General features: G+C 72.4%; 15 protein-coding genes and 1 pseudogene. 13 read left to right on the top strand and 3 right to left on the bottom strand.

The window, feature by feature from the left end; all coding sequences use genetic code 11:
- From GCU69_RS29105 to GCU69_RS29090, 4 genes are all read left to right on the top strand, one after another.
- A partial coding sequence (locus GCU69_RS29105) for an XdhC family protein (protein ID WP_170315964.1) occupies positions 1 to 718 on the top strand: 718 nt, incomplete at its 5' end.
- Positions 719 to 1,457: 739 nt separating this feature from the next.
- On the top strand, positions 1,458 to 2,744 hold the full coding sequence (locus tag GCU69_RS29100) for a winged helix DNA-binding domain-containing protein (RefSeq protein ID WP_156207669.1): 1,287 nt from the start codon (positions 1,458 to 1,460) through the stop codon (positions 2,742 to 2,744).
- Positions 2,745 to 2,810: 66 nt separating this feature from the next.
- Positions 2,811 to 4,538 (top strand): AMP-binding protein, encoded by a 1,728-nt coding sequence (locus GCU69_RS29095; protein ID WP_156207668.1) that lies wholly within the window; start codon positions 2,811 to 2,813, stop codon positions 4,536 to 4,538.
- Positions 4,535 to 6,169, top strand: a complete 1,635-nt coding sequence (locus GCU69_RS29090; RefSeq protein ID WP_156207667.1) for an AMP-binding protein — start codon at positions 4,535 to 4,537, stop codon at positions 6,167 to 6,169. Before GCU69_RS29095 ends, GCU69_RS29090 begins: the two co-directional genes overlap by 4 nt.
- Positions 6,170 to 6,261: 92 nt before the next feature.
- Here GCU69_RS29090 and GCU69_RS29085 read toward each other — a convergent pair whose 3' ends face one another.
- A complete protein-coding gene (locus tag GCU69_RS29085) occupies positions 6,262 to 6,993 on the bottom strand; it encodes a hypothetical protein (RefSeq protein ID WP_098754290.1) in 732 nt (243 codons plus the stop codon).
- A gap of 476 nt (positions 6,994 to 7,469) precedes the next feature.
- Here GCU69_RS29085 and GCU69_RS29080 point away from each other — a divergent pair, with 476 nt between their 5' ends.
- The 9 genes and pseudogenes from GCU69_RS29080 (at position 7,470) to GCU69_RS29045 (ending at position 14,734) form a co-directional block, all read left to right on the top strand.
- Positions 7,470 to 7,751, top strand: a complete 282-nt coding sequence (locus tag GCU69_RS29080; RefSeq protein ID WP_098754291.1) for a hypothetical protein — start codon at positions 7,470 to 7,472, stop codon at positions 7,749 to 7,751.
- Complete coding sequence (locus GCU69_RS29075) at positions 7,748 to 8,128, top strand: helix-turn-helix domain-containing protein (protein WP_098754292.1); 381 nt, start codon at positions 7,748 to 7,750, stop codon at positions 8,126 to 8,128. The genes GCU69_RS29080 and GCU69_RS29075 overlap by 4 nt, the downstream gene beginning before the upstream one ends.
- A gap of 166 nt (positions 8,129 to 8,294) precedes the next feature.
- Positions 8,295 to 8,858 (top strand): 2-oxo-4-hydroxy-4-carboxy-5-ureidoimidazoline decarboxylase, encoded by a 564-nt coding sequence (gene uraD, locus GCU69_RS29070; protein ID WP_098754293.1) that lies wholly within the window; start codon positions 8,295 to 8,297, stop codon positions 8,856 to 8,858.
- A complete protein-coding gene (locus GCU69_RS29065) occupies positions 8,855 to 9,442 on the top strand; it encodes a hydroxyisourate hydrolase (RefSeq protein ID WP_098754294.1) in 588 nt (195 codons plus the stop codon). The genes uraD and GCU69_RS29065 overlap by 4 nt, the downstream gene beginning before the upstream one ends.
- A 3-nt stretch (positions 9,443 to 9,445) precedes the next feature.
- Positions 9,446 to 10,171 (top strand): annotated as a pseudogene (pucL, locus tag GCU69_RS29060) (factor-independent urate hydroxylase); the annotation flags it as partial.
- Positions 10,172 to 10,273: 102 nt separating this feature from the next.
- Positions 10,274 to 10,504 (top strand): hypothetical protein, encoded by a 231-nt coding sequence (locus GCU69_RS34870; protein WP_408055858.1) that lies wholly within the window; start codon positions 10,274 to 10,276, stop codon positions 10,502 to 10,504.
- Positions 10,505 to 10,568: 64 nt separating this feature from the next.
- Positions 10,569 to 11,978: an 8-oxoguanine deaminase gene (locus GCU69_RS29055; protein ID WP_156207665.1), complete on the top strand. Its 1,410-nt coding sequence runs from the start codon at positions 10,569 to 10,571 to the stop codon at positions 11,976 to 11,978.
- 545 nt (positions 11,979 to 12,523) lie between these two features.
- Positions 12,524 to 14,134 carry a nucleobase:cation symporter-2 family protein gene (locus tag GCU69_RS29050; protein WP_235978770.1) on the top strand — a complete coding sequence of 537 codons (1,611 nt, stop codon included), beginning with the start codon at positions 12,524 to 12,526 and terminating at the stop codon, positions 14,132 to 14,134.
- Positions 14,135 to 14,215: 81 nt separating this feature from the next.
- Positions 14,216 to 14,734, top strand: coding sequence for a GNAT family N-acetyltransferase (locus GCU69_RS29045; RefSeq protein WP_156207664.1), 519 nt, complete (start codon positions 14,216 to 14,218; stop codon positions 14,732 to 14,734).
- Between the two features lie 16 nt (positions 14,735 to 14,750).
- Here GCU69_RS29045 and GCU69_RS29040 read toward each other — a convergent pair whose 3' ends face one another.
- Both GCU69_RS29040 and GCU69_RS29035 read right to left on the bottom strand, forming a co-directional pair.
- Positions 14,751 to 15,317: a phosphotransferase gene (locus GCU69_RS29040; protein WP_235978769.1), complete on the bottom strand. Its 567-nt coding sequence runs from the start codon at positions 15,315 to 15,317 to the stop codon at positions 14,751 to 14,753.
- Between the two features lie 734 nt (positions 15,318 to 16,051).
- On the bottom strand, positions 16,052 to 20,371 hold a 4,320-nt coding region (locus tag GCU69_RS29035; RefSeq protein WP_156207663.1), incomplete at its 5' end, for a DUF6531 domain-containing protein.

Raw genomic sequence — 20,371 nt, 5'->3', positions numbered from 1 at the left:
CTCCCTCGGCGGCCACCCCGAGCTGGACCGCACGGCAGCAGCCGAAGCGGCAGCGCTGCTCGACGCGGGCCGCACCGCCACCGTCACCATCGGCACGGACGGCAGCCGCTGCGGCCGCCCGCTCACCCTGCTGGTCGAGTCCAGCGTGCCGCCGCCCCGCATGATCGTCTTCGGCGCGATCGACTTCGCCGCCGCGCTCACCCGGACCGGCAAGTTCCTCGGCTACCACGTCACCGTGTGCGACGCCCGGCCCGTCTTCGCCACCCGGCAGCGGTTCCCGGAGGCGGACGAGATCGTCGTCGAGTGGCCGCACCGCTATCTGGACGCACAGACCGGCGAGCCGGGGGCCCTCGACGGCCGCACCGTCCTGTGCGTGCTCACGCACGACGCCAAGTTCGACGTCCCGCTGCTCACCCGTGCGCTCCGGCTCCCCGTCGGCTACGTCGGGGCCATGGGCTCCCGCCGCACCCATCTCGACCGGCTCGCCCGGCTCCGGGAGGCCGGGCTGACCGAGCCCGAACTGGCCGGACTGCGCTCACCGATCGGGCTGGACCTCGGTGCGCGTACGCCCGAGGAGACAGCGCTGTCGATCGCAGCCGAGATCGTCGCCGACCGCAGGGGCGGCAGCGGGGTGCCGCTGACCGGTGCCCACACCCCGATCCACCACGACCCGGCCGCCCCGGCTGCCCGGGCCGCCCGGATCGGCTCGGTGGCCTGAGGCCGGGCCCGGCGGGCGGGGAGCCCGCGCGGAAACGGAGGGCTGGCGTCCGTCGCGGACGCGAACCGGCGCCGGGCCGGCACGGGAACAGGCCGGCGTGTCGCGGGAACAGGCGGGAACGGACCGGCGTGCCGAGCCGGCCCCGGCAGGGTCCCGGTGCGGAGCCTTCGAGCGATGCGGCGACGATCCGGCTCCGGAAGGGAACGGCGCCGAGCCGTCCGCAGGCCCACGCCTGTCGGTCGGCCCCCGCCGGACTGGCGCGCCGGTCCACGCCCGCCGGTCCACGCCCGCCGGGAAGGGCTGCGGAGACGCTCCGGACGCCCCCGCCGGACCACGCCCCCTGGTCCGCCCCCGCGCCGGTCCGCACTCGACGGATCCGCGCGCCGGTCCACGCGCGAGGGACTACACAGACCGGGAGGCGATGAGCCGGTGGCGGAGAACCCGCCGGTCCACGCGCGAGGGACTACGCACCCCGGACCACATCCGCCGGGCAGCACTGCGGAAACGCGCCGGACGACCACGCCCCCCCGGCAGCCCCTGCGGAAACGCGCCCGGTGACCGCCGGGACGCGCAGTCGGGACGTGCAGTCGGGACACGTCCACCCCTCCGGGCCGACGCCGGGACGTGCAGCCAAGGCACGTCCCCCTCCGTGGCTGACGCCGGGACGCGCTGCCGGGACGCGTTCACCCCTCCGGGTCGCGGACCGGACCTGTCCGCAACTCCGCCTACCGTGGCAGCCATGACGAAGACGCAGCGCACGCCCCCGCCGGACCGCCCGGCCCGGAAGGCCCGCCCCGCGGCGCGGTCCGGCGCGGCAGCGTCGTCCGGCCTGCCGCTCCTGACCGCCCGTGCCCTGAACCGCGCCACGCTGGACCGTCAACTGCTGCTGCGCCGGGCGGAGCTGACCGAGGAGCAGGCCGTCGCCCATCTCGTGGGCGTACACGCGCAGGTGCCCGTGGTCCCGTACCACGCCCTCTGGGCCCGGCTGGCGGACTTCGACCCCGGGCGGCTGTCCGCGCTGCTGGAGAACCGCCGGGCCGTCCGGATCTCGCTGCACCGCTCGACGCTGCACCTGGTCACCGCCGAGGACTGCCTGCGGCTGCGGCCGCTCGTCCAGCCCGCCCAGGACCGCATGCTGCGCGGGCAGTTCGGCAAGCGGCTGGCGGAGGTCGACCTCGCGCGGCTCGCCGCCGTCTCGCGGGAACTGGTCGAGGACCGCCCGCTGATGTTCCACGAGCTGGGCAAGGAGCTGGCCCGGGTGTGGCCCGGCGTGGAGCCGTTGGCCCTCTCCGTGGCGGCGCGGACCGTGCTCGCTCTCGTACAGGTCCCGCCGCGTGGTCTCTGGGGCCGGTCGGGCCAGGCCCGGCACACCACGGTCGGGCAGTGGCTCGGCCGGGAGCCGTACGAGCCGGCCGCGGGCGCCGTCGAGGAGCTGCTGCGCCGCTGTCTGGCGGCCTTCGGTCCGGCCGCGGTCGCGGACATGCAGACCTGGTCGGGACTCACCCGGCTGCGCGAGGTGGTGGAGACCATGGACCTGCGCGCCTACCGGGACGAGAACGGCACCGTGCTGTACGACCTGCCGGACGCGCCGCTGCCCGACCCCGAGACCCCGGCGCCGCCCCGCCTGCTGCCCGAGTACGACAACGTCCTGCTGTCCTTCAGGGACCGCACCCGGATGGTCGAGGACGCGTACCGGTCCCGCATCTGGGCCGGCAACCAGGCGCACCGCGCCTTCCTCGTGGACGGGACGGTCCGCGGCGTCTGGCGCCCGGACACCCCGTCCGGCCCGAGCGCGTGGAGAGCCCGGGATGCCCGGAGCCGTACCGCCTCCGTCGACATCGAACCGTTCCAGCCGCTGACACGTTCCGAGGAGGAGGGGGTGACGTCCGAGGCGGCCCGGCTGCTCCGGCTGTGCGCTCCCGGCGCCGTGCACGACATCCGGGTGCACGGCGCCGCGCGGAGACAGAGGCAGGCACGGCGCCGGAAGCGGACCGTGCCCGTACGGATTGATCTTCATCACCGCTGAGGGGTGGTGAGAGCCAGGTCACAGGCGTCAGGATGCTCATGGACGGTCCGGTGACGAGGAGGGCACATGACGGCAAGCGGCGCGGCCGGTACGGAAGCCGCCGGGGACACCGCCACGGCGGAGTTCCGGGCGGCCCGCGACTTCCTGTTGCGGCACCGGGAGGACTACGACACGGCCTACGCCGGGTTCCGGTGGCCCCGCCCCGAGCGGTTCAACTGGGCGCTGGACTGGTTCGACCGGATCGCAGCGGACGACGAGAGCCGGAACCGCACCGCGCTGCACATCGCCGAGGAGGACGGCGGCGAGACCCGGCGGACCTTCGCGGAGATGGCGGAACGCTCGGACCGGGCCGCGAACTGGCTGCGCGCGCGGGGCGTACGGGCCGGGGACCGCATCGTCGTGATGCTCGGGAACCAGGTCGAGCTGTGGGAGACGGCGCTCGCCGCGATGAAGCTGCGGGCCGTCGTCATCCCCGCGACGCCGCTGCTCGGCCCGGCGGACCTGGCCGACCGGGTGGCGCGGGGCCGGGCCCGGCACGTGATCGTGCGGTCCGCCGACACGGAGAAGTTCGCGGACGTGCCGGGGGACTACACCCGCATCGCCGTGGGCGGTGTCCCGGCGGACGGCGGCTGGCTGCCGTACGAGGAGGCCGCCGGGTATCCGGCCGTCTTCGAGCCCGACGGGCCGACGGCGGCCTCCGACCCGCTGATGCTCTACTTCACCTCGGGCACCACCGCCCTGCCGAAGCTGGTCGAGCACACCCATCTGTCGTATCCGGCGGGGCATCTCGCGACCATGTACTGGATCGGGCTGCGCCCGGGCGACGTGCACCTCAACATCTCCTCGCCCGGCTGGGCCAAGCATGCCTGGAGCAACCTGTTCGCCCCCTGGAACGCCGAGGCGACCGTCTTCATCCACAACTACACCCGGTTCGACGCGGCCCGGCTGACGGAGCACATGGACGGGCACGGCGTGACCAGCTTCTGCGCCCCGCCGACCGTGTGGCGGATGCTGATCCAGGCCGACCTGGGCCGGCTCCGCACCCCGCCCCGCGAGGCGGTCGCCGCGGGCGAGCCGCTGAACCCCGAGGTCGTCGAGCGGGTCCGGGAGGCCTGGGGCGTGACCGTACGGGACGGCTTCGGCCAGACCGAGACGGCGGTGCAGGTCGCCAACACCCCCGGGCAGCCGCTGAAGACGGGCTCCATGGGACGGCCGACGCCCGGCTTCACGGTCGCGCTGCTCGACCCCGTCACCGGCGAGCCGTCCGACGAGGGCGAGATCTGCCTCGACCTGAACGGCCCCGGCGGCCGGCCGGTCGGCCTGATGACGGGCTATCACGGGGACCCGGAGCGCACCGCCGAGGCCATGGCGGGCGGCTACTACCGCACCGGCGACATCGGCTCCCGGGACGCGGAGGGGCGGCTGACCTACGTCGGGCGGGCCGACGACGTCTTCAAGGCCTCCGACTACAAGATCTCGCCGTTCGAGCTGGAGAGCGCGCTGCTGGAGCACGAGGCGGTGGCGGAGGCCGCCGTCGTGCCCGCCCCCGACCCGGTCCGGCTGGCCGTCCCCAAGGCGTACATCGTGCTGGCCGACGGCTGGGAGCCCGGGCCGGAGACCGCGGCGGCGCTCTTCGCGCACTCCCGCAGGACTCTGGCGCCGTACAAGAGACTGAGGCGCATCGAGTTCGCCGAGTTGCCGAAAACGGTATCCGGCAAGATCCGCCGCATCGAGCTGCGGGAACGTACCGCAGAGGGAAGCACCGCCGAACACCACGAGGGGGACCACACATGACGGAGCGCGAGCTGTCCTACGCCGCAGGCACCGCCGACGGCCCGCTGCTGGGCGACACCATCGGCGTGGCCCTCGACCGCGCCGTCGCCGCGTATCCGGACCGGGAAGCGCTGGTGGACGTGGCCTCCGGCCGCCGCTGGACGTACGCCGAGTTCGCCGAGGCCGTCGACGAGGTGGCCCTCGGCCTGCTGGCCAAGGGCGTCTCCAAGGGGGCGCGGGTCGGGATCTGGGCGGTGAACTGTCCCGAGTGGGTGATGGTCCAGTACGCCACGGCCCGCATCGGCGCGATCATGGTGAACATCAATCCTGCCTACCGGGTGCACGAGCTGGCGTTCGTGCTCAAGCAGGCCGGGATCGAGGTGCTCGTGGCCTCCGTCGAGCACCGGACCAGCGACTACCGGCGCATGGTGGAGCAGGTCCGGGCCGGGGCCCGGGCGCTGCGCGACGTCGTCTACATCGACGACCCGACCTGGCAGAACCTCCTCGCCGCCGGGCGGGCCGTGCAGCGCGACCGGCTGGCGGCCCGCGCGGCGGAGCTGAGCTGCGACGACCCGGTCAACATCCAGTACACCTCCGGCACCACCGGCTTCCCCAAGGGCGCCACCCTCTCCCACCACAACATCCTCAACAACGGCTTCTGGGTGGGCGAGACCGTCGGCTACACCGAGCAGGACCGGATCTGCCTGCCGGTGCCCTTCTACCACTGCTTCGGCATGGTCATGGGCAATCTCGCCGCCGGCAGCCACGGCGCCTGCGTGGTCATCCCCGCCCCGTCGTTCGACGCCGCCGCGACGCTGCGCGCAGTGCAGGAGGAGCGCTGCACCTCGCTCTACGGGGTGCCGACGATGTTCATCGCCGAGCTGGGCCTGAAGGACTTCGGGGACTACGACCTGACGTCGCTGCGCACCGGGATCATGGCGGGCTCGCCCTGCCCGGTGGAGGTGATGCGCCGGGTCGTCAGCGAGATGCACATGGCGCAGGTGTCGATCTGCTACGGGATGACGGAGACCTCGCCCGTCTCCACCCAGACCAGGATGGACGACGACCTGGAGCGCCGTACCGGGACGGTGGGGCGGGTGCTGCCGCACCTGGAGGTGAAGATCGTCGATCCGGCGACCGGGCTGACCGTGCCGCGCGGCGAGCCGGGGGAGCTGTGCACCCGCGGCTACTCGGTGATGCTCGGCTACTGGGAGGAGCCGGAACGTACCGCCGAGGTCGTCGACCGGGCCCGCTGGATGCACACCGGCGATCTCGCGGTGATGCAGGAGGACGGCTACGTCCGCATCGTCGGCCGCATCAAGGACATGATCATCCGGGGCGGTGAGAACGTCTACCCGCGGGAGATCGAGGAGTTCCTGCACAGCCACCCGAAGATCGCCGACGTGCAGGTCGTCGGCGTCCCGGACGAGACGTACGGCGAGGAGATCCTGGCCGTCGTGGTCCCCAGCGACCCGGAGAACCCGCTGACCCTGGAGGAACTGGTCCATTACTGCGGCGGCCGGCTCTCGCACTTCAAGGTGCCGCGCCATCTGCGGATCGTGGACGGCTTCCCGATGACGGTGAGCGGCAAGGTCCGCAAGGTGGAACTGCGCGAGCAGTTCACGCGGGAACGGGAGCAGGCCCGCGTCTGACCGCGTGACGGATGCGGCGAGGCGGGGCACGTGGCGCCGGGCGGTCCGTCCGCCCGGCGCGGCGGCTCAGGCGCCCGTCCGGACCAGGCTGCTCAGGCGCCCATCCGGACCAGGTCGTCGGCCGCGTCGTTCACGGGCTGCGGGGTGCCGGTGAGGTCCATGACGAACAGCGGCACCTGAAGGTCGTCTGCGCGCGCCCGCGCCGCGTGCGCGTAGCCCGCCAGCGAGAAGAAGACCCCGGCCGCCGAGGAGTTGAGGCTGTTCAGCCACAGGCACTCGACGTCCCGCAGGGTGGAGGGGTGGGTCGTCGGGTCGACCTGGGCGACCACGTCGGTGCCCCGCAGGTCGACTCCGGTGCCCGGCCGGTCGTCGCACGGCAGGACGTCCCGGAAGCCGAGCCACTTCAGATACTGCGCGGCCGCCGTCACCACGTCCCGGCCGGTCCGGATCGTCACCGGACGGAACGCCGGGCGCGGCACGGCCGACGTGCGGGTACCGCCCGTCGGTGCGCCCCCGCCGCCGGTCGCCGGGGCACGGTGCGAGGAGCCCGTGCCGGCCGAGGTGACCGGCGCGACCGGCAGCCGCAGCAGGATGCCGCAGGGGCAGCCCAGCTCCGGCCGCGGCCACTGGCTGCTGCGCCCGCAGGCGTCGCAGCGCACCGCGACCCAGGCGTCGTCCCAGGTGTGGTGTTCCAGCCGCACCGCCGGACCGCCGCGCCGGACCTGCGGTGTCACGGGGGCACCGCAGGAACAGGGGCAGGTCAACGGGGTGTAGGAGTGCTCGCGGCGGCACGAGGGGCATCGCACCGGCACGCTTTCCGCCATCTTGGTGCTCCAGCAGGGCCGTAGGGCTGTGTTCGGGGTGGGGGTGTGGCGCGCGGTGCCGTCACCGGGCCGGTGAGGCCGCGCGCGGGGCACCGCGGGTCCATGGTCCCCGACAAAGGCCGCCTTGGGGAGGGATACGGCCGTAACCGGCCGCGGAGGCCGGCGAACCGGGTACGGGACCGGGCGCGCCGGGCGGTCCAGCCGGGCCGACCGGGCCGACCGGCCGGGCGACCAGCTGACGTACGAACTGGCGTACCGACTGACGTACCGGGTGATGCACCGGCTGACGCACCGACTGGCGGTCCGGCCGGGGGTGCGCCGCGGCGGCGGGCGTGCCGGGAGGGTGTACCGACCCGGACTGCCGACTGACGAACCGGCCGGGGGAGGGGCCGGGGGCGCGCTGCGGCGGGTGTGCCGGGCGGACGCGGCGCACCGGCCCGGTACCGGGCCGGGCGCGGGGCGCTAGGGTCGGGCGCGTGAGATTGAGGGTGGAGTTCACGACCGAGCCGTTCGACCTGGACGAGGCGCCGGAGCACGCGGTGGTCGCCCGTGAGGTCGTGCGGGGGGCCGGCCTGGACGCGGTGGACGTGGGCCCGTTCGGCAACACCGCCGAGGGCGGCGCGGACCGGGTGCTGGCCACGGTCCAGGAGATGCTGCGCACGTCCCTGGCGGCCGGGGCCACCCGGGTGTCCGTACAGGTCAACGTCGTGCCGGAGAACGGCGCGGCGGCCGGTGGCGGCGCCGAGGGGGAGCGGTGACCGTCCCCCGCGATCACCCGTTCGTGGCGGCGGTCAAGCCGCTCGTGGACGCGATGGGCGGCGAGCTGCTCCCGCCGGACCGGGCGCGCGGCGACGACGTGGTGCTCGCGTGGGAGGGGCGGGAGGTGGTCGCCGTACGGCTGCCGCATCTGTCCGACTCGCTCGATCACATCCTCGCCGATCTGGAGCGCCGGCACGGCATGCCGCTGGCGGAACTCGACCGGAAGACGAAGCAGTCGGTGGTGCGGGTGCTGGAGGAGCGCGGCGCCTTCTCGGTGCGGCACGGGGTGGAGACGGTCGCGAGCGCGCTGGGCGTCTCCCGCTTCACGGTCTACAACTACCTGAACCGGGAGAACTCCTCGCGCGGCGGTGGCTGACCGGGCCGGGTGCCCGCACCGGGGCCGTACCGACACGGCTTCAACAAAGTGTTGACGCCGGTGCCGGGAGGGCGTTAGCTGGGCGCAGCCCGTCCAGCCCCCAGGACGCGGCCCGCCCGGCCCCCGGGATGCGGCGCGTCCGGCCCTCAGGACCCGGAGGCACCCCGTGACATCGCCCCCGCCCCAAGGACTTGCCCGGTTCAACAGCGCCCCGGCCGGAGCGGCGCGAGCAGCACTGCGCGAGGTGTGCGCCGGCCGTACGTGGATCGAGGCGCTCGCAGCCCGCAGACCCTACGCCGGCACCGGTGCCCTCCTGGCCGCGAGCGACACGGCGACGGCCGCGCTCACCGCGGACGGTCTGGCCGAGGCCATGGCGGCCCACCCGCCCATCGGCCGCCCCGCGCCCGGCGATCCCGTGTCCGCCCGTGAACAGCGCGGCATGACCGGGGCGTCCGAGCGGCTCAGGGCGGAAACGCTGGAACTGGGACTGGCCTACCAGGAGCGATTCGGGCATGTCTTCCTGATCTGTGCCACGGGTCTCACGGCGGAACAGCTGCGGGACGCCGTCCGTAACCGGATCGACAACCCCCCGGAACAGGAGCGCGAGATCGTCCGGGTGGAGCTGGCCAAGATCAACCGCATCCGGCTGAGCCGGCTGGCGGAGGAGTACGCCGGCCCTTCCGGTGCGCCGGACCGCGACGCGACCACGGAGAAGGGAACCGTCTCATGAGCACCGGCCGACCCGCCGCCGCGCCCTCGGTGTCCACGCACGTCCTGGACACGGCCGCCGGACACCCGGCCGCGGGCGTTCCGGTACGGATCTCAGCCCGGGGCGGCGGCGAGGACGCACCGCCGCGGGACCCGGACGGCCGGACCGCGCGGGATCCCGGCGGCCGTACCGCGCAGGAGGATCCCGGCGGCCGTACCGCTCACGACGACTCCGACGGCCGGACCGCGCGGGAGGGTCCCGGTGGCTGGACCGTGCTCGGTTCCTCGGCGACCGACGCGGACGGGCGGTGCAGAGACCTCCCGGTCCCGCCCCCGGGCACCACCGGAATCCGCCTGGACTTCGCAACGGGCCCCTATCTGGACCGCGAAGCCGGAAGCGCCGCCCGCGGGGCCCTGTCCCGCGAAGCCGGAAGCGCCGCCCGCGGGGACGGGCACGACGCGGCGGCCCCGGGCGCGGCGGCCCCGGCGGGAGCCCCCGCCTTCTTCCCGGAAGTGACCGTCACCTTCGCCGTCGAGCCCGGGCAGCACTACCACGTGCCGCTGCTGCTCAGCCCGTTCGGCTACTCCGTCTACCGAGGGAGCTGACTCGTGCCCACCCTGCTCGGCCAGAACCAGTACGGCAAGGCGGAGAACCGGGTCGTCCGGGTCGTTCGCGACGGCGACACCCACCACATCAGGGACCTGTCGGTCTCCGTGGCGCTCTCCGGCGACCTCGACGCGGTCCACCACTCCGGCGACAACGCCCATGTCCTGCCGACCGACACGACCAAGAACACCGTGTTCGCCTTCGCCCGCAAGTACGGCATCGACTCCCCGGAGCAGTTCGGCCTGCTGCTCGCGCGCCACTTCGCCGACACCCAGGACGCGATCCACCGGGCCCGGGTCCGCGTCGAGGAGTACGCCTGGGACCGCATACCCGGCGCGCACGGCCACTCCTTCGTCCGCCGGGGCCGGGAGACGCGCACCGCGCAGATCCGTTACGACGGCGAACGCTGCGAGGTCGTCGGCGGGCTCAAGGACCTCACCGTCCTCAACACCACGGACTCCGAGTTCTGGGGCTACGCCAAGGACGAGTACACCACCCTCCAGGAGACGCACGACCGGATCCTGGCCACCGACGTCACCGCCTGCTGGCGCTACGCCTGGACCGGCGAGGGCGGTGACGGCGACGGCGGCGTGCGGGCCCCGGACTGGAACCGGAGTTACGAGCGGGCGCGCGACCGCATCCTCGCGGCCTTCGCCGAGACCTACAGCTACTCGCTCCAGCAGACGCTCTACCAGATGGGGACGCGCGTCATCGAGGGCAGCGAGGAGGACGTCAGGGCCGGAGCCCCGGACGCGGGCGAGGGCCTCGGCGCGGCGGCCGGTGACGGGGGCGAGGACCGTGGCGCGGCGGCCGGTGACGGGGCCGGAGGCGTGGGCGGTGACGCGGCGGGCCGGGGCGCCGTGGCCGTCGACGAGATCCGCTTCTCGCTGCCCAACAACCACCACTTCCCCGTCGACCTCCGCCCCTTCGGCCTCGACAACGAAACCCCCGACGGCGCCGTGTACTTCGCCGCCGACCGCCCGTACGGGCTGATCGAGGCCACCGTGCTGCGGGACGGTGCCGAAGCCCGCATCCCCACCGACATGACCGCCCCGGCCTGAGACGGGCCGGCACTCGCACCCGAGCCCTGACGGACGGCACTCTCCGCACGAGAGCGAGGAACCCATGGCAGCTGCACCGAGCCCGCCGGGCGACGGCACCACCGCGCCGCCCCGCACCGTCATCGAGAACTGCGCCGTCGCCACCGTCGACGCCCACGACACCGAGCACGCCCCGGGCCATGTCGTCGTCGCCGGCAACCGCATCGAATCCGTCGGCCCCGGCCCGGCGCCCACCGGGCTCGCCCACGTCACCCGCCGGATCGACGGCACCGGCCACTTGGTCACCCCGGGCCTGGTCAACACCCATCACCACTTCTACCAGTGGCTCACCCGCGGGCTGGCACAGGACGCCAACCTCTTCGACTGGCTCACCGCGCTCTACCCGGTCTGGTCGCGCATCGACGAGCGGATGGTCCACACCGCAGCCCGCGCGTCCCTGGCCATGATGGTCCGCGGCGGCGTCACCACCGCCGCGGACCACCACTACGTCTTCCCGCGCGGCAGCGGCGACCTCCTGGGCGCGGAGATCCGCGCGGCACGGGAGCTGGGCGTACGGTTCAGCCCGACCCGCGGCTCCATGGACCGCGGAGAGTCCGACGGCGGACTGCCGCCGGACTTCGCCGTCGAATCCCCCGACCAGGCGCTCGCCGCCACCGAGGAGGCGATCGACACCCACCACGACCCGTCGTTCGACTCGATGCTGCGCGTCGGCGTCGCGCCCTGCTCGCCCTTCTCGGTCTCCACCGAACTCATGCGGCAGTCCGCCGAACTGGCCCGCCGCAAGGGCGTACGGCTGCACACGCACGGCTCGGAGACGGTGGAGGAGGAGCAGTTCTGCAAGGAACTGTTCGGGATGGGGCCCACCGACTACTTCGAGTCCACCGGCTGGCTCGGCGACGACGTGTGGATGGCGCACTGCGTCCACATGAACGACACGGACATCGAGGCGTTCGCCCGCACCGGCACGGGCGTCGGCCACTGCCCGTCGTCCAACGCCCGCCTCGCCGCCGGAACCGCGCGCGTGCCCGACATGCTGCGCGCCGGCGTCCCCGTGGGCCTCGGCGTGGACGGCACCGCGTCCAACGAGTCCGGCGAGCTGCACACCGAACTGCGCAACGCCCTGCTGGTCCACCGGCTCGCGGGCGGCGAGAAGGCGCTGAACGTGCGCCAGTCGCTGCGGCTGGGCACCCACGGCGGCGCCCGGGTCCTGGGCCGGGCCGCCGAGACCGGCTCCCTGGAGCCCGGCAAACTGGCCGACCTGGTGCTGTGGCGGATCGACGGGCTCGGCCACTCGACCATCGCCGACCCGGTCGCGGCCCTCGTCCTCGGCCCGCCCGCACCCGTCACCCTCTCCCTGGTGAACGGCCGGCCCGTCGTGGAGGACGGCCGGCTCGTCACCGCGGACGAGGACACGATCGCCCGGGAGGCGCGGGCCGAGTCCCGGCGGCTGGCGTCCCTGGCGGAGGGCGGCTGACCGCCCACGGCCGCCCCTGCCCGCCGTCCGCCCGCTCCACTCCCGCTCCCCGCTCCCGTCTCTCCCCGGGCCTGTCCTCCCCACCAGACCCCGAGTGCTCCGTTCCCGTCCCCTTCCCGCTCCCCGTCCCCTTCCCGCTCCCTGTCTCCGTCCCCGTCCTGTCTCCGTCCCTCCGTCTCCGTTCCCACCCCCGTCTCCGTCGTTCCCCGCCCGCCGCTCCCGCCGCTCCCGCCGCTCCCGCCGCTCCCGCCGCTCCCGCCGGCCCCGGCCCCTCGGGGAGCTGCGTATCCCCTCGGGGGCTCCCGCCGCATCCCGCGGGAGCCGGTGTCCCGACGTGGCAGTCCCCGTATCACCCGGGAAACCGAGCCCCGTATCCCCGGGGCAGCAAGCCCCGCCTCCCTGAAACCCCGTCGCCCTGAGGACGTGCAACCGACCGGAGGGTCCCCGCCGTGGCAGCCAAGCACCCGTTCCGCTCCCGAACAGCCGAAGAGCCGGCCACCGCGTCGCAGCCCGAGCCCCGGGAGAAACACCCGGTCGACGAGACGCTGCCGCCGCTGAAGATGGTCACCAGCGGCCTCCAGCACGTCGCCGCGATGTACGCGGGCGTCGTCGCCCCGCCCATGATCCTCGGCCCGGCCGTCGGCCTGAGCGCCGCCGAGACCGCCTTCCTGATGGGCGCGAGCCTCTTCACCGCGGGCATAGCGACCCTGCTCCAGACCCTGGGTGTCTGGCGGATCGGCGCCCGGCTGCCGTTCGTCAACGGGGTCTCGTTCGCGGGCGTGACACCGATGATCGCCATCGGCAGGGCGGAGGGCCCCGGTGACGCGCTGCCCGTCATCTTCGGCGCCGTCATCGTGGCGGGACTGCTGGGTTTCCTCCTCTCCCCGTACTTCTCCAAGCTGCTGCGCTTCTTCCCACCGGTCGTCACCGGCACCGTGATCACCCTGATCGGCCTCTCCCTGCTGCCGGTCGCCTTCAACTGGTCGCAGGGCGGCGACGCGACGGCGGACGACTACGGCTCGACCGCGAACATCGCCCTGGCGGCCGTCACCCTGCTGATCGTCCTGGTGCTGCGGCGCGTACTGCGGGGCTTCCTCCAGCAGATCGCGATCCTGCTGGGACTCGTCGCGGGCACCCTCGTCGCCGTCCCGTTCGGCATGACGGACTTCGCGGGGCTGGGCGACGCCGGACTCGTCGGCTTCCCCACCCCGTTCCACTTCGGGGCACCGCAGTTCGAGATCGCGGCGATCGTCTCGATGTGCATCGTGATGCTGGTCTGCATGACCGAGTCCACGGCCGACATGCTGGCCCTCGGCAAGATCGTGGAGCGTCCGGCGGACGAGCGGACCATCGAGGGCGGTCTGCGCGCCGACACCCTCGGGAGCGCCCTCGCCCCGCTGTTCAACGGCTTCGCGTGCAGCGCTTTCGCCCAGAACGTCGGCCTCGTCGCCATGACCCGGGTGCGCAGCCGGTACGTCGTGGCCACCGGCGGCGGCATCCTGATCCTGCTGGGCCTCTGCCCGGTCCTCGCCTCCGTGATCGCGCTGGTCCCGCTGCCGGTGCTCGGCGGCGCGGGCATCGTCCTCTTCGGTTCGGTCGCGGCGAGCGGCGTCCAGACTTTGGGCACGGCCGCGCTGGAGAAGGGCGAGAACGCCCTGATCGTGGCCACCGCCGTCGGCGTCGGCCTGATCCCGATCGCCGCCCCCGGCTTCTACCACGCGTTCCCGGACGACCTGCTCGTCATCCTGGACTCGGGCATCAGCACCGGCTGTCTGGTGGCGATCGTGCTGAACCTGGCCTTCAACCACTTCGGCCGCGGAGGAAGCCACCCGACGGAAGCCGCGACCGCCGGGAGGGCCACCGGGCCGGTCGGGGGCACCGGGCCGGCTACCGGGTCGGCCGGGGGCGCCGGGCGGGCCGACGAGACCGGGCGGGACGGGGACACCGGGCCGCGTACGGGGGACAGCGGGGACACCGGGCGGGACGGGGGCACCGGGCCGCGTACGGGGGACAGCGGGCCGACCGGGGAGAGCGGGCCGACCGGGGGTACCGGGCCGGCGGGTGTTCCCGGCCGGGCGGGCGCCCCGCTGCGGGAACAGTCCGCCGCGGCACCGGACGGCAGCCCGGCCGCGGCGCCCGACGCGTCGTCACGCTGACCGGCGTCAACCGGCCCGGTGACGGGCTCTGTTCACATAACCCGGTGCCATCCGTGCGCAGAGCGTGGTAGTCAACATGCCATGGATGATCTGGTGACGGAGCGGCTTCTGATACACCGGCTGAGCATCGGGGAGGCCGGGGGCGTGACGGCCCGGCAGCCGGTGGGGGACGCCCGCTGGGCGCCCGGGTACCCCACGGAGGGCGACGTGTCGGCGGCCAAGCTCTTCCTGCGGTGCTGCGCGGAGGGCGACGGCGCCCGGCACCCGGGCGTGTTCGAGATCCGGCGCCGCGAGGACGGCTGCGCGATCGGCGGCATCGGCTTCCACGGCCCCGCGGACGAGGACGGCGCCGTAACCATCGGCTACGGTCTGGTGCCGTCGGCGCGGGGCCGTGGCTACGCGTCCGAGGCGCTGCGGGCGCTCCTGGCCTTCGCGCGGGACACCGGCATCACCCGCGTGAAGGGCGACGCCGACCACGACAACAGCCCGTCCCAGCACGTCATGGCGGCGGCCGGGATGCGTCTGGCCGGGGAGGACGAACAGGTGCGGTACTACGAGATGGTGTGGACCGACACCTCGGCGGTCACCGGCCCGGCGTGACAGCGGCGGCGCCCGGTCAGCCGAGCAGTCCCAGCAGCCGCCGCGCCTGCCGCTCCGCGCTGCCGGGCGGGTTTCGGGGCTTCTCCGGATCGTCCGACGCCAGCAGGAACAGCCAGACGAGCGCGAGCAGCCGCCGGCAGTCGGTGAGCCGCGCGGCCTCGGCGTCGGTCAGCCCGGCCCGGCCGACGAGGAGGGGCACGTCCAGCTCGCCGCCCGGTCCGGCGTCCACCCAGCTTGCGACGTGCTCGGTGATCTCCGCCAGCTCGAAGGCCCGGTCGCTGCGGCCGGACTCCTCGAAGTCGACGACCCGGACCCGCGACCCGTCCCACAGATAATTGGCGAGATTGCCGTCACCGGGGCCGAAGACGGCCGGTACGCCCTCGGGCCCTCGCTCGTCCAGGCGCGAGGCATCGAGCCAGGCGAGCCCGGCGTCCAGCGCCCGGGACACGGCCGGGGTGAGGTGCGGCGGCCGGTCCCGGTCCCGCCAGGTGTTGAGGGTCGCGACGATCTCCGCCTGCTGCCCGGCCCGAACCGGGAGACCCTCCACGATGTGCGCGGGCACGGCCAGATGCAACGCCGTCACGGCCACGGCCAGCGCCTCCACACGCCGCTGGCCCGAACAGTCGCCGCGCAGCGGCGTACCGGGGGAGCCGCGACATGACGATGGTGGGCCGCTCGGCTCCGGCATCGGCGCTCAACGGCACCGGCGCGAGCCCGGGCGCGTACTCGGCGAGCAGACCCAGCGCACGCCACTCGCACCGCTGCCGCTCTTGACCACCCGCCAGGAACCGCTTGGTGACGGTGTCACCGGACAACTCGATCGCGTGGGTGCTCCACGGGCCGGAATTCATGGCGCGGCGTCCTCGGGCAACGATGCCTTCTCAGAAAAGAAGGGGCGGGGTGGCAGCGAAACCGGAGACCGGCCGTCCTCTATGCCGCTGCCCGGAGAGTTCGCGCGTCCAACCACTCCGTCCGCCGGAACTCTTCTGTCTTGACGTGGAACTGCCACCGCTACTCTGGAGTTGACTCTTCCAAGCTGGAAAGTAACGCATCAGTTTCCCGAAAATCACGTACGGAGGGATCGGGCGATGTCGATGTCCGACTGAAGTGCGCTGAGTCGTGGCGGTGTCCGCGAATCGTCCAATACGACCGCGTGCAGTTTGTCGCCGTTCTTTGGGGGACGTACATCCGATGACCACCACGACGGGTGCTTCGTTTGGTCGATGAATCCGGTTGTATCGCCAGCAACAACTTGACACCCCACGGGGGCGACGGCCGTGACCGTGACTTCGATTTCTTGATGGTTCGACAGTCTCATTAAGGACCTCCATAGATGGATACCCAAGACCGGTTTCTCGTCAACTCATTGAACCGGTCCAACTTGTCCACGGGGATCGGGAATTCGAGTCTGACTGATCCGCCGGGGCCTTGACGGTCGTACACCTTCGCAAACTCTCCAAACTCGGCAAGGAAGGAAGGATCCATGTCATACCGGACCATCCCCTTGGCGAAGTTGAGTCCGGTGGGTCCTGCGTATTCTGCGGCCACTCCACTTTCACCGAAATAGACTTTTCCGTCCGACATTATACCTCCTCCGATGTCCACACCTGGCTGGTGGTTGGCCGGGTTTGGCCCGTTGTCCAGTTCGTAGCGGGCGTCTGCTGCTTTGGGGGTTCGGTAGATGGATATGGAATCGCTGTATGGGGAGAGTCCTAGCGCGTCCGTCCATCCGGTTGGGTTGGGGACATAGGTGACCGGATTGGGTGCGGCAATCAGTCCCAGTGGATCCTGTGATACGTAGCGCGCAATTTCGGCATCGTAATAACGAAAATAATTGTAGTGTAGGCCTGTTTCGGGATCGTGGTATTGGCCGGGGAAGCGGAGTGGTGTGTGGGCAGTGCTCGTTCGGGCCCAGGTGGTGGTGCCCCAGAGGGTCGTGCGGCTGTGCCAGGTGATGTTGCCGGTTTCGTCGACGAGTTCGGTGGGGGTGCCGACGAGGTCGGTGACGATGGCGAAGAAGCGGCGGTCGATTTCCTGTTGGTCGGTGGTGTTGGTGAGGCGTTCGGTTTGAGCCAGGGGCTGGAGGCCGTTGTAGTCCCAGGTGAGGGTGATCTGGTTGGGGTGGTCGGGAGTGGTGGTGGTCTGTTCGGCGAGGGTGGTGCCGTCCCAGGTGAAGTCGACTTGTTCGGCGATGTCCCCGGTGTTGGTGAGGCGTTGTTTGGCGATGCGGCGGCCGAGGGGGTCGTAGCGGTAGCGCCAGCGGGTGCCGTCGGGGGTGACCACGTGGGTGACTCGGTCTTCGGCGTCCCAGTGGTAGTGCCAGGTGTCGGGTTTGCGGGAGAGGCGGGTCTTCTGGCGGAGTGTGACGCGCCCTTGGGCGTCGTGTTCGTAGCGGGTGGTGCCGGCGCGGGTGACGACGGTGCCGGTGTAGGCGCGGGGACCGGTGGATTCGGCTGCGGTGTGAAGGGAGGGCCAGTCGGCTTGGGTCTGGTTGCCGGCCTCGTCGTAGGCGTAGCGCTCGGTCCAGCCCGATGCGTTGACAGCGGTAACGCGGCCCATGGCGTCGAGGTCGAACGTACGAGTGCCGGAGTGCTCGTCGGTGACGGTCGCGAGGTTGCCATCGAGGCGGTAGGTGTAGGCCCGGCGGCGGAGGGTTTCGTTGTCGGTGGTCGACGTCTGAGTCGTCACGGACTGAGTGGTGAGGCGACCGGTGGAGTCGAAGGTGTGGGCGAGGGCGAGAGCCTCGCCGATGTGACGGGCCACTTCCCGGCCTGCTGCGTCATGGGTGAAGGCCAGTTCGCGGCCGGAGGTGTTGAGGGAGACGGCGCGGCCTGTGGCGTCGTGGGCCCAGGTGCTGGTGGAGCCGGTAGGTGTAGTGCGGCCGGTGCGGCGGCCGAGGGCGTCGTATCGGTAGGTGATGCTTCGGCCGTTGACCGTCTCGGATGTGATGCGGCCCAGTGGGTCCCTGTCGAGGGTCAGCGTGGCGCTGGGGCTCGCTGCACTGGTGAGGCGGCTGTGCGGGTCGTAGGTGTAGTGCGTGACCTGCCCGGCGGCGTTCTTGGTGGTCACGCGGCCGAGAACGTCGTGTTCGTAGTGGATGGTTTCGCCGAGGGTGTTGGTGCGGGTGGTGAGGCGGTCGGCGGGGTCGTGGGTGTAGGTGAGGTTGCGGCCGTCGAAGTCGGTTTCGAAGGCGAGGCGGCCGGCGGGGTCGTAGCCGTAGATCCAGGTCAGGCCTTGGGGGTTGGTGACCTGGGTGAGGCGTAGTGAGGCGTCGTGGGCGAATTCGTAGCGTGCGCCGTCGGGGGTGGTGCGGGCGGTGAGCAGGTCGAAGTGGGTGTACTCGTACTGGGTGGTGCCGCCGACCGGGTCGGTGTGGGCGGTGCAGTTGCCTTCGCCGTCGTAGGTCCAGGTCTGTTCGGCGCCGTCGGGTTGGCGGGCGCGGGTGATGTGGCCTTCGACCGTCCACCACAGGCGGGTTTCGGCGCCGAGGGGGTCGGTGACGGTGGTGACGCGGCCGAACGCGTCGTGTTCGCGGGTGAGGCGGCTGCCGACGGGGTCGGTGATCTCGCAGGGCAGGCCGGCGGTGTTGCAGCGGATGCGGGTCGTGGCATCGAGGGCGTCGGTGACGCTGGTCAGGCTGCCTCGGGCGTCATAGGTATAGCGGGTGGTGGCGCCGGTCGGGTCGGTGACGGCCGTGCAGTTGCCTCGGTCGTCGTAGTCGCGGAACCAGGTGGTGTCGTCCGGCAGGTTGAGGGTGAGCGGCTGGCCGTGGTCGTTGTAGGCGCAGTGCAGGGTGCTGCCGTCGGGGCGGGTGATCGTCAGCGGCAGCCCGTGGTCGTTGTTGGTGAAGGCGGTGGTGTGGCCGAGGGCGTCGGTGGTGGCGGTGATGTGGTGGTTGTCGCCGTAGGTGGTGCGGGTGGTGTGGCCGAGGGGGTCGATTTCGGCGATGACTTCGCCGGCGTCGTTGATGACGAAGCGGGTGGTGGCGCCTTCGGCCGTGGTCAGGGTGGTGATCCGGGCGCCGGGGTGGGCGGGGTCGGTGCCGTCGTAGTCGAGGGTGATGGTGATGTGCCCGGCCTCACCGCCCTCGGCGATGCAGCGGTCCCGGGCGTCGTAGGTGTAGGCGTAGGACCGGTTGTTGGTGTCGGTCCAGGAGGTGACGCGCAGTCGGTCGTCGTAGGTGAAGCGCAGGGGGCGGCCGGTGGAGTTGGTGACGGCGGTGAGGTTGCCGTCGGTGTAGTCGTAGCGCTTGATGCGGACGTCCGTGCCGTCTTCGGCGGCGTTCGCCAGGGCGAGGGCGGTGATGCGGCCGGCCTCGGTGGTGAGCTTGAGGTGGTAGCCGCCGGAGTGCCGCAGCCCGGTCGGGGTGCACTCGGGGGTGTAGTCGACGGTGATGGTGTTGCCGTTGCGGTCCGATATCCGTGCCAGCAGCGCGGTGCGGTCCTCACCTGGGGTGGTGAAGCGGCGGGTGTGGCCGGCCAGCGGGTCGGTGACCGTGTAGCCGCCGTCCTCCAGCCGGGCCAGCGGCCAGCGCGGCCCCGTCAGGGGCAGGACCGGGGTGTCGGGGCCGGTGGGGTGGGGGTAGGCGAGGAGGAGTCCGTCCTCGGTGACGAAGACGACGCCCTCGCTGTCGATCTCCAGGCGCTGGTCGATGGTGGAGGACCAGGACGGGCCGAACCAGCCCCCCGCTCCGTAACCGGACTCCGCCCTGCGGGTGAAGGCCAGGGGCAGGGTGCCGGGGAGGGTGATGTCGGTCTGCGGCAGATACATCGTGCCGGTCGCCATGTCGACGGGGTCACTGCCCCGGCTGCGGACCAGGTTCTTCAGCCGGTCGTGCGCACCCTTCGCACCCTTGGCGATCATGTCCCGGCCCGACTTGGCCAAGCCCTTGATGCCGTTGGCCATCCCCTTCAGACCGCCCGCCGCCAGAGCTTTTGCTCCCTTGGCGAGGCCGCCTAGCGTGGTCAGGCCCTTCATGCCCGGGATGCACTCCAGCGCCGCGAACGCCACATCCCACAACGACGCTTCACCGTTGGCGTATTTGTGCAGGGTGTCCGCGAGAAGAACCAGGGCGGCGACCAGGACGATTGCGCCCAGGATCGGGCCGCCGATGATCATGGCGATGATGCCGACGACCGCCACGACGACCTTGCAGACGGTGACGATGGTGTCCCAGTTGTCGGAGACCCAGTCGACGCCCTCCTCCCACCAGGAGCGGTTCTGGATCCCCGCGTCGGAGGCCTCCTCCAGCTTCCGCTTGCACGCCGAAGCCGCGTCCTCGCGCAGCTTCCGGGCGTCCTCCGCCATCCGCTTCGCCGCCGCCAGCGCGGAGTTCGCACTGTCGACGGCCGACTGCGCGCTCTCCTTCGCCTCCCCCGCGTTCGTCGCGTTACGGGTGGCGGCGCGGACGTCCTTCTCGTCCGGCGGGGGTACGTCCTTCTTCTTGCCCTCGTCCTCGTACTCCTTGGCCTTCTTCTCCGCCCGCTTCACCCAGTCATTGGCAGAGTCCAGACGGCCGTTCGCGGAGGAGAGGTCCTTCCGGGCCTGGCGGCCCTTCTCCAGCGCACGCAGTGAGTCCGCCTGTGCCTTCTCCAACTCCGGCCAATACTTCGCCAGCGCGTCGCCGGCCAGGTCGTA

It is taken from the genome of Streptomyces lycii (genome assembly GCF_009735685.1).
Classification (GTDB): domain Bacteria; phylum Actinomycetota; class Actinomycetes; order Streptomycetales; family Streptomycetaceae; genus Streptomyces; species Streptomyces lycii.
Note: the sequence above shows the minus strand (reverse complement) of the source record. Positions and strands in the feature narration are given on the sequence as shown.

What these genes read in the sequence shown, in the direction of transcription:
- GCU69_RS29100 (WP_156207669.1), top strand. Translation starts at nt 1,458, where the DNA reads ATGACGAAGACGCAGCGCACGCCCCCGCCGGACCGCCCGGCCCGGAAG.
- GCU69_RS29095 (WP_156207668.1), top strand. Translation starts at nt 2,811, where the DNA reads ATGACGGCAAGCGGCGCGGCCGGTACGGAAGCCGCCGGGGACACCGCC.
- GCU69_RS29090 (WP_156207667.1), top strand. Translation starts at nt 4,535, where the DNA reads ATGACGGAGCGCGAGCTGTCCTACGCCGCAGGCACCGCCGACGGCCCG.
- GCU69_RS29085 (WP_098754290.1), bottom strand. Translation starts at nt 6,993, where the DNA reads ATGGCGGAAAGCGTGCCGGTGCGATGCCCCTCGTGCCGCCGCGAGCAC.
- GCU69_RS29065 (WP_098754294.1), top strand. Translation starts at nt 8,855, where the DNA reads ATGAGCACCGGCCGACCCGCCGCCGCGCCCTCGGTGTCCACGCACGTC.
- GCU69_RS29055 (WP_156207665.1), top strand. Translation starts at nt 10,569, where the DNA reads ATGGCAGCTGCACCGAGCCCGCCGGGCGACGGCACCACCGCGCCGCCC.
- GCU69_RS29045 (WP_156207664.1), top strand. Translation starts at nt 14,216, where the DNA reads ATGGATGATCTGGTGACGGAGCGGCTTCTGATACACCGGCTGAGCATC.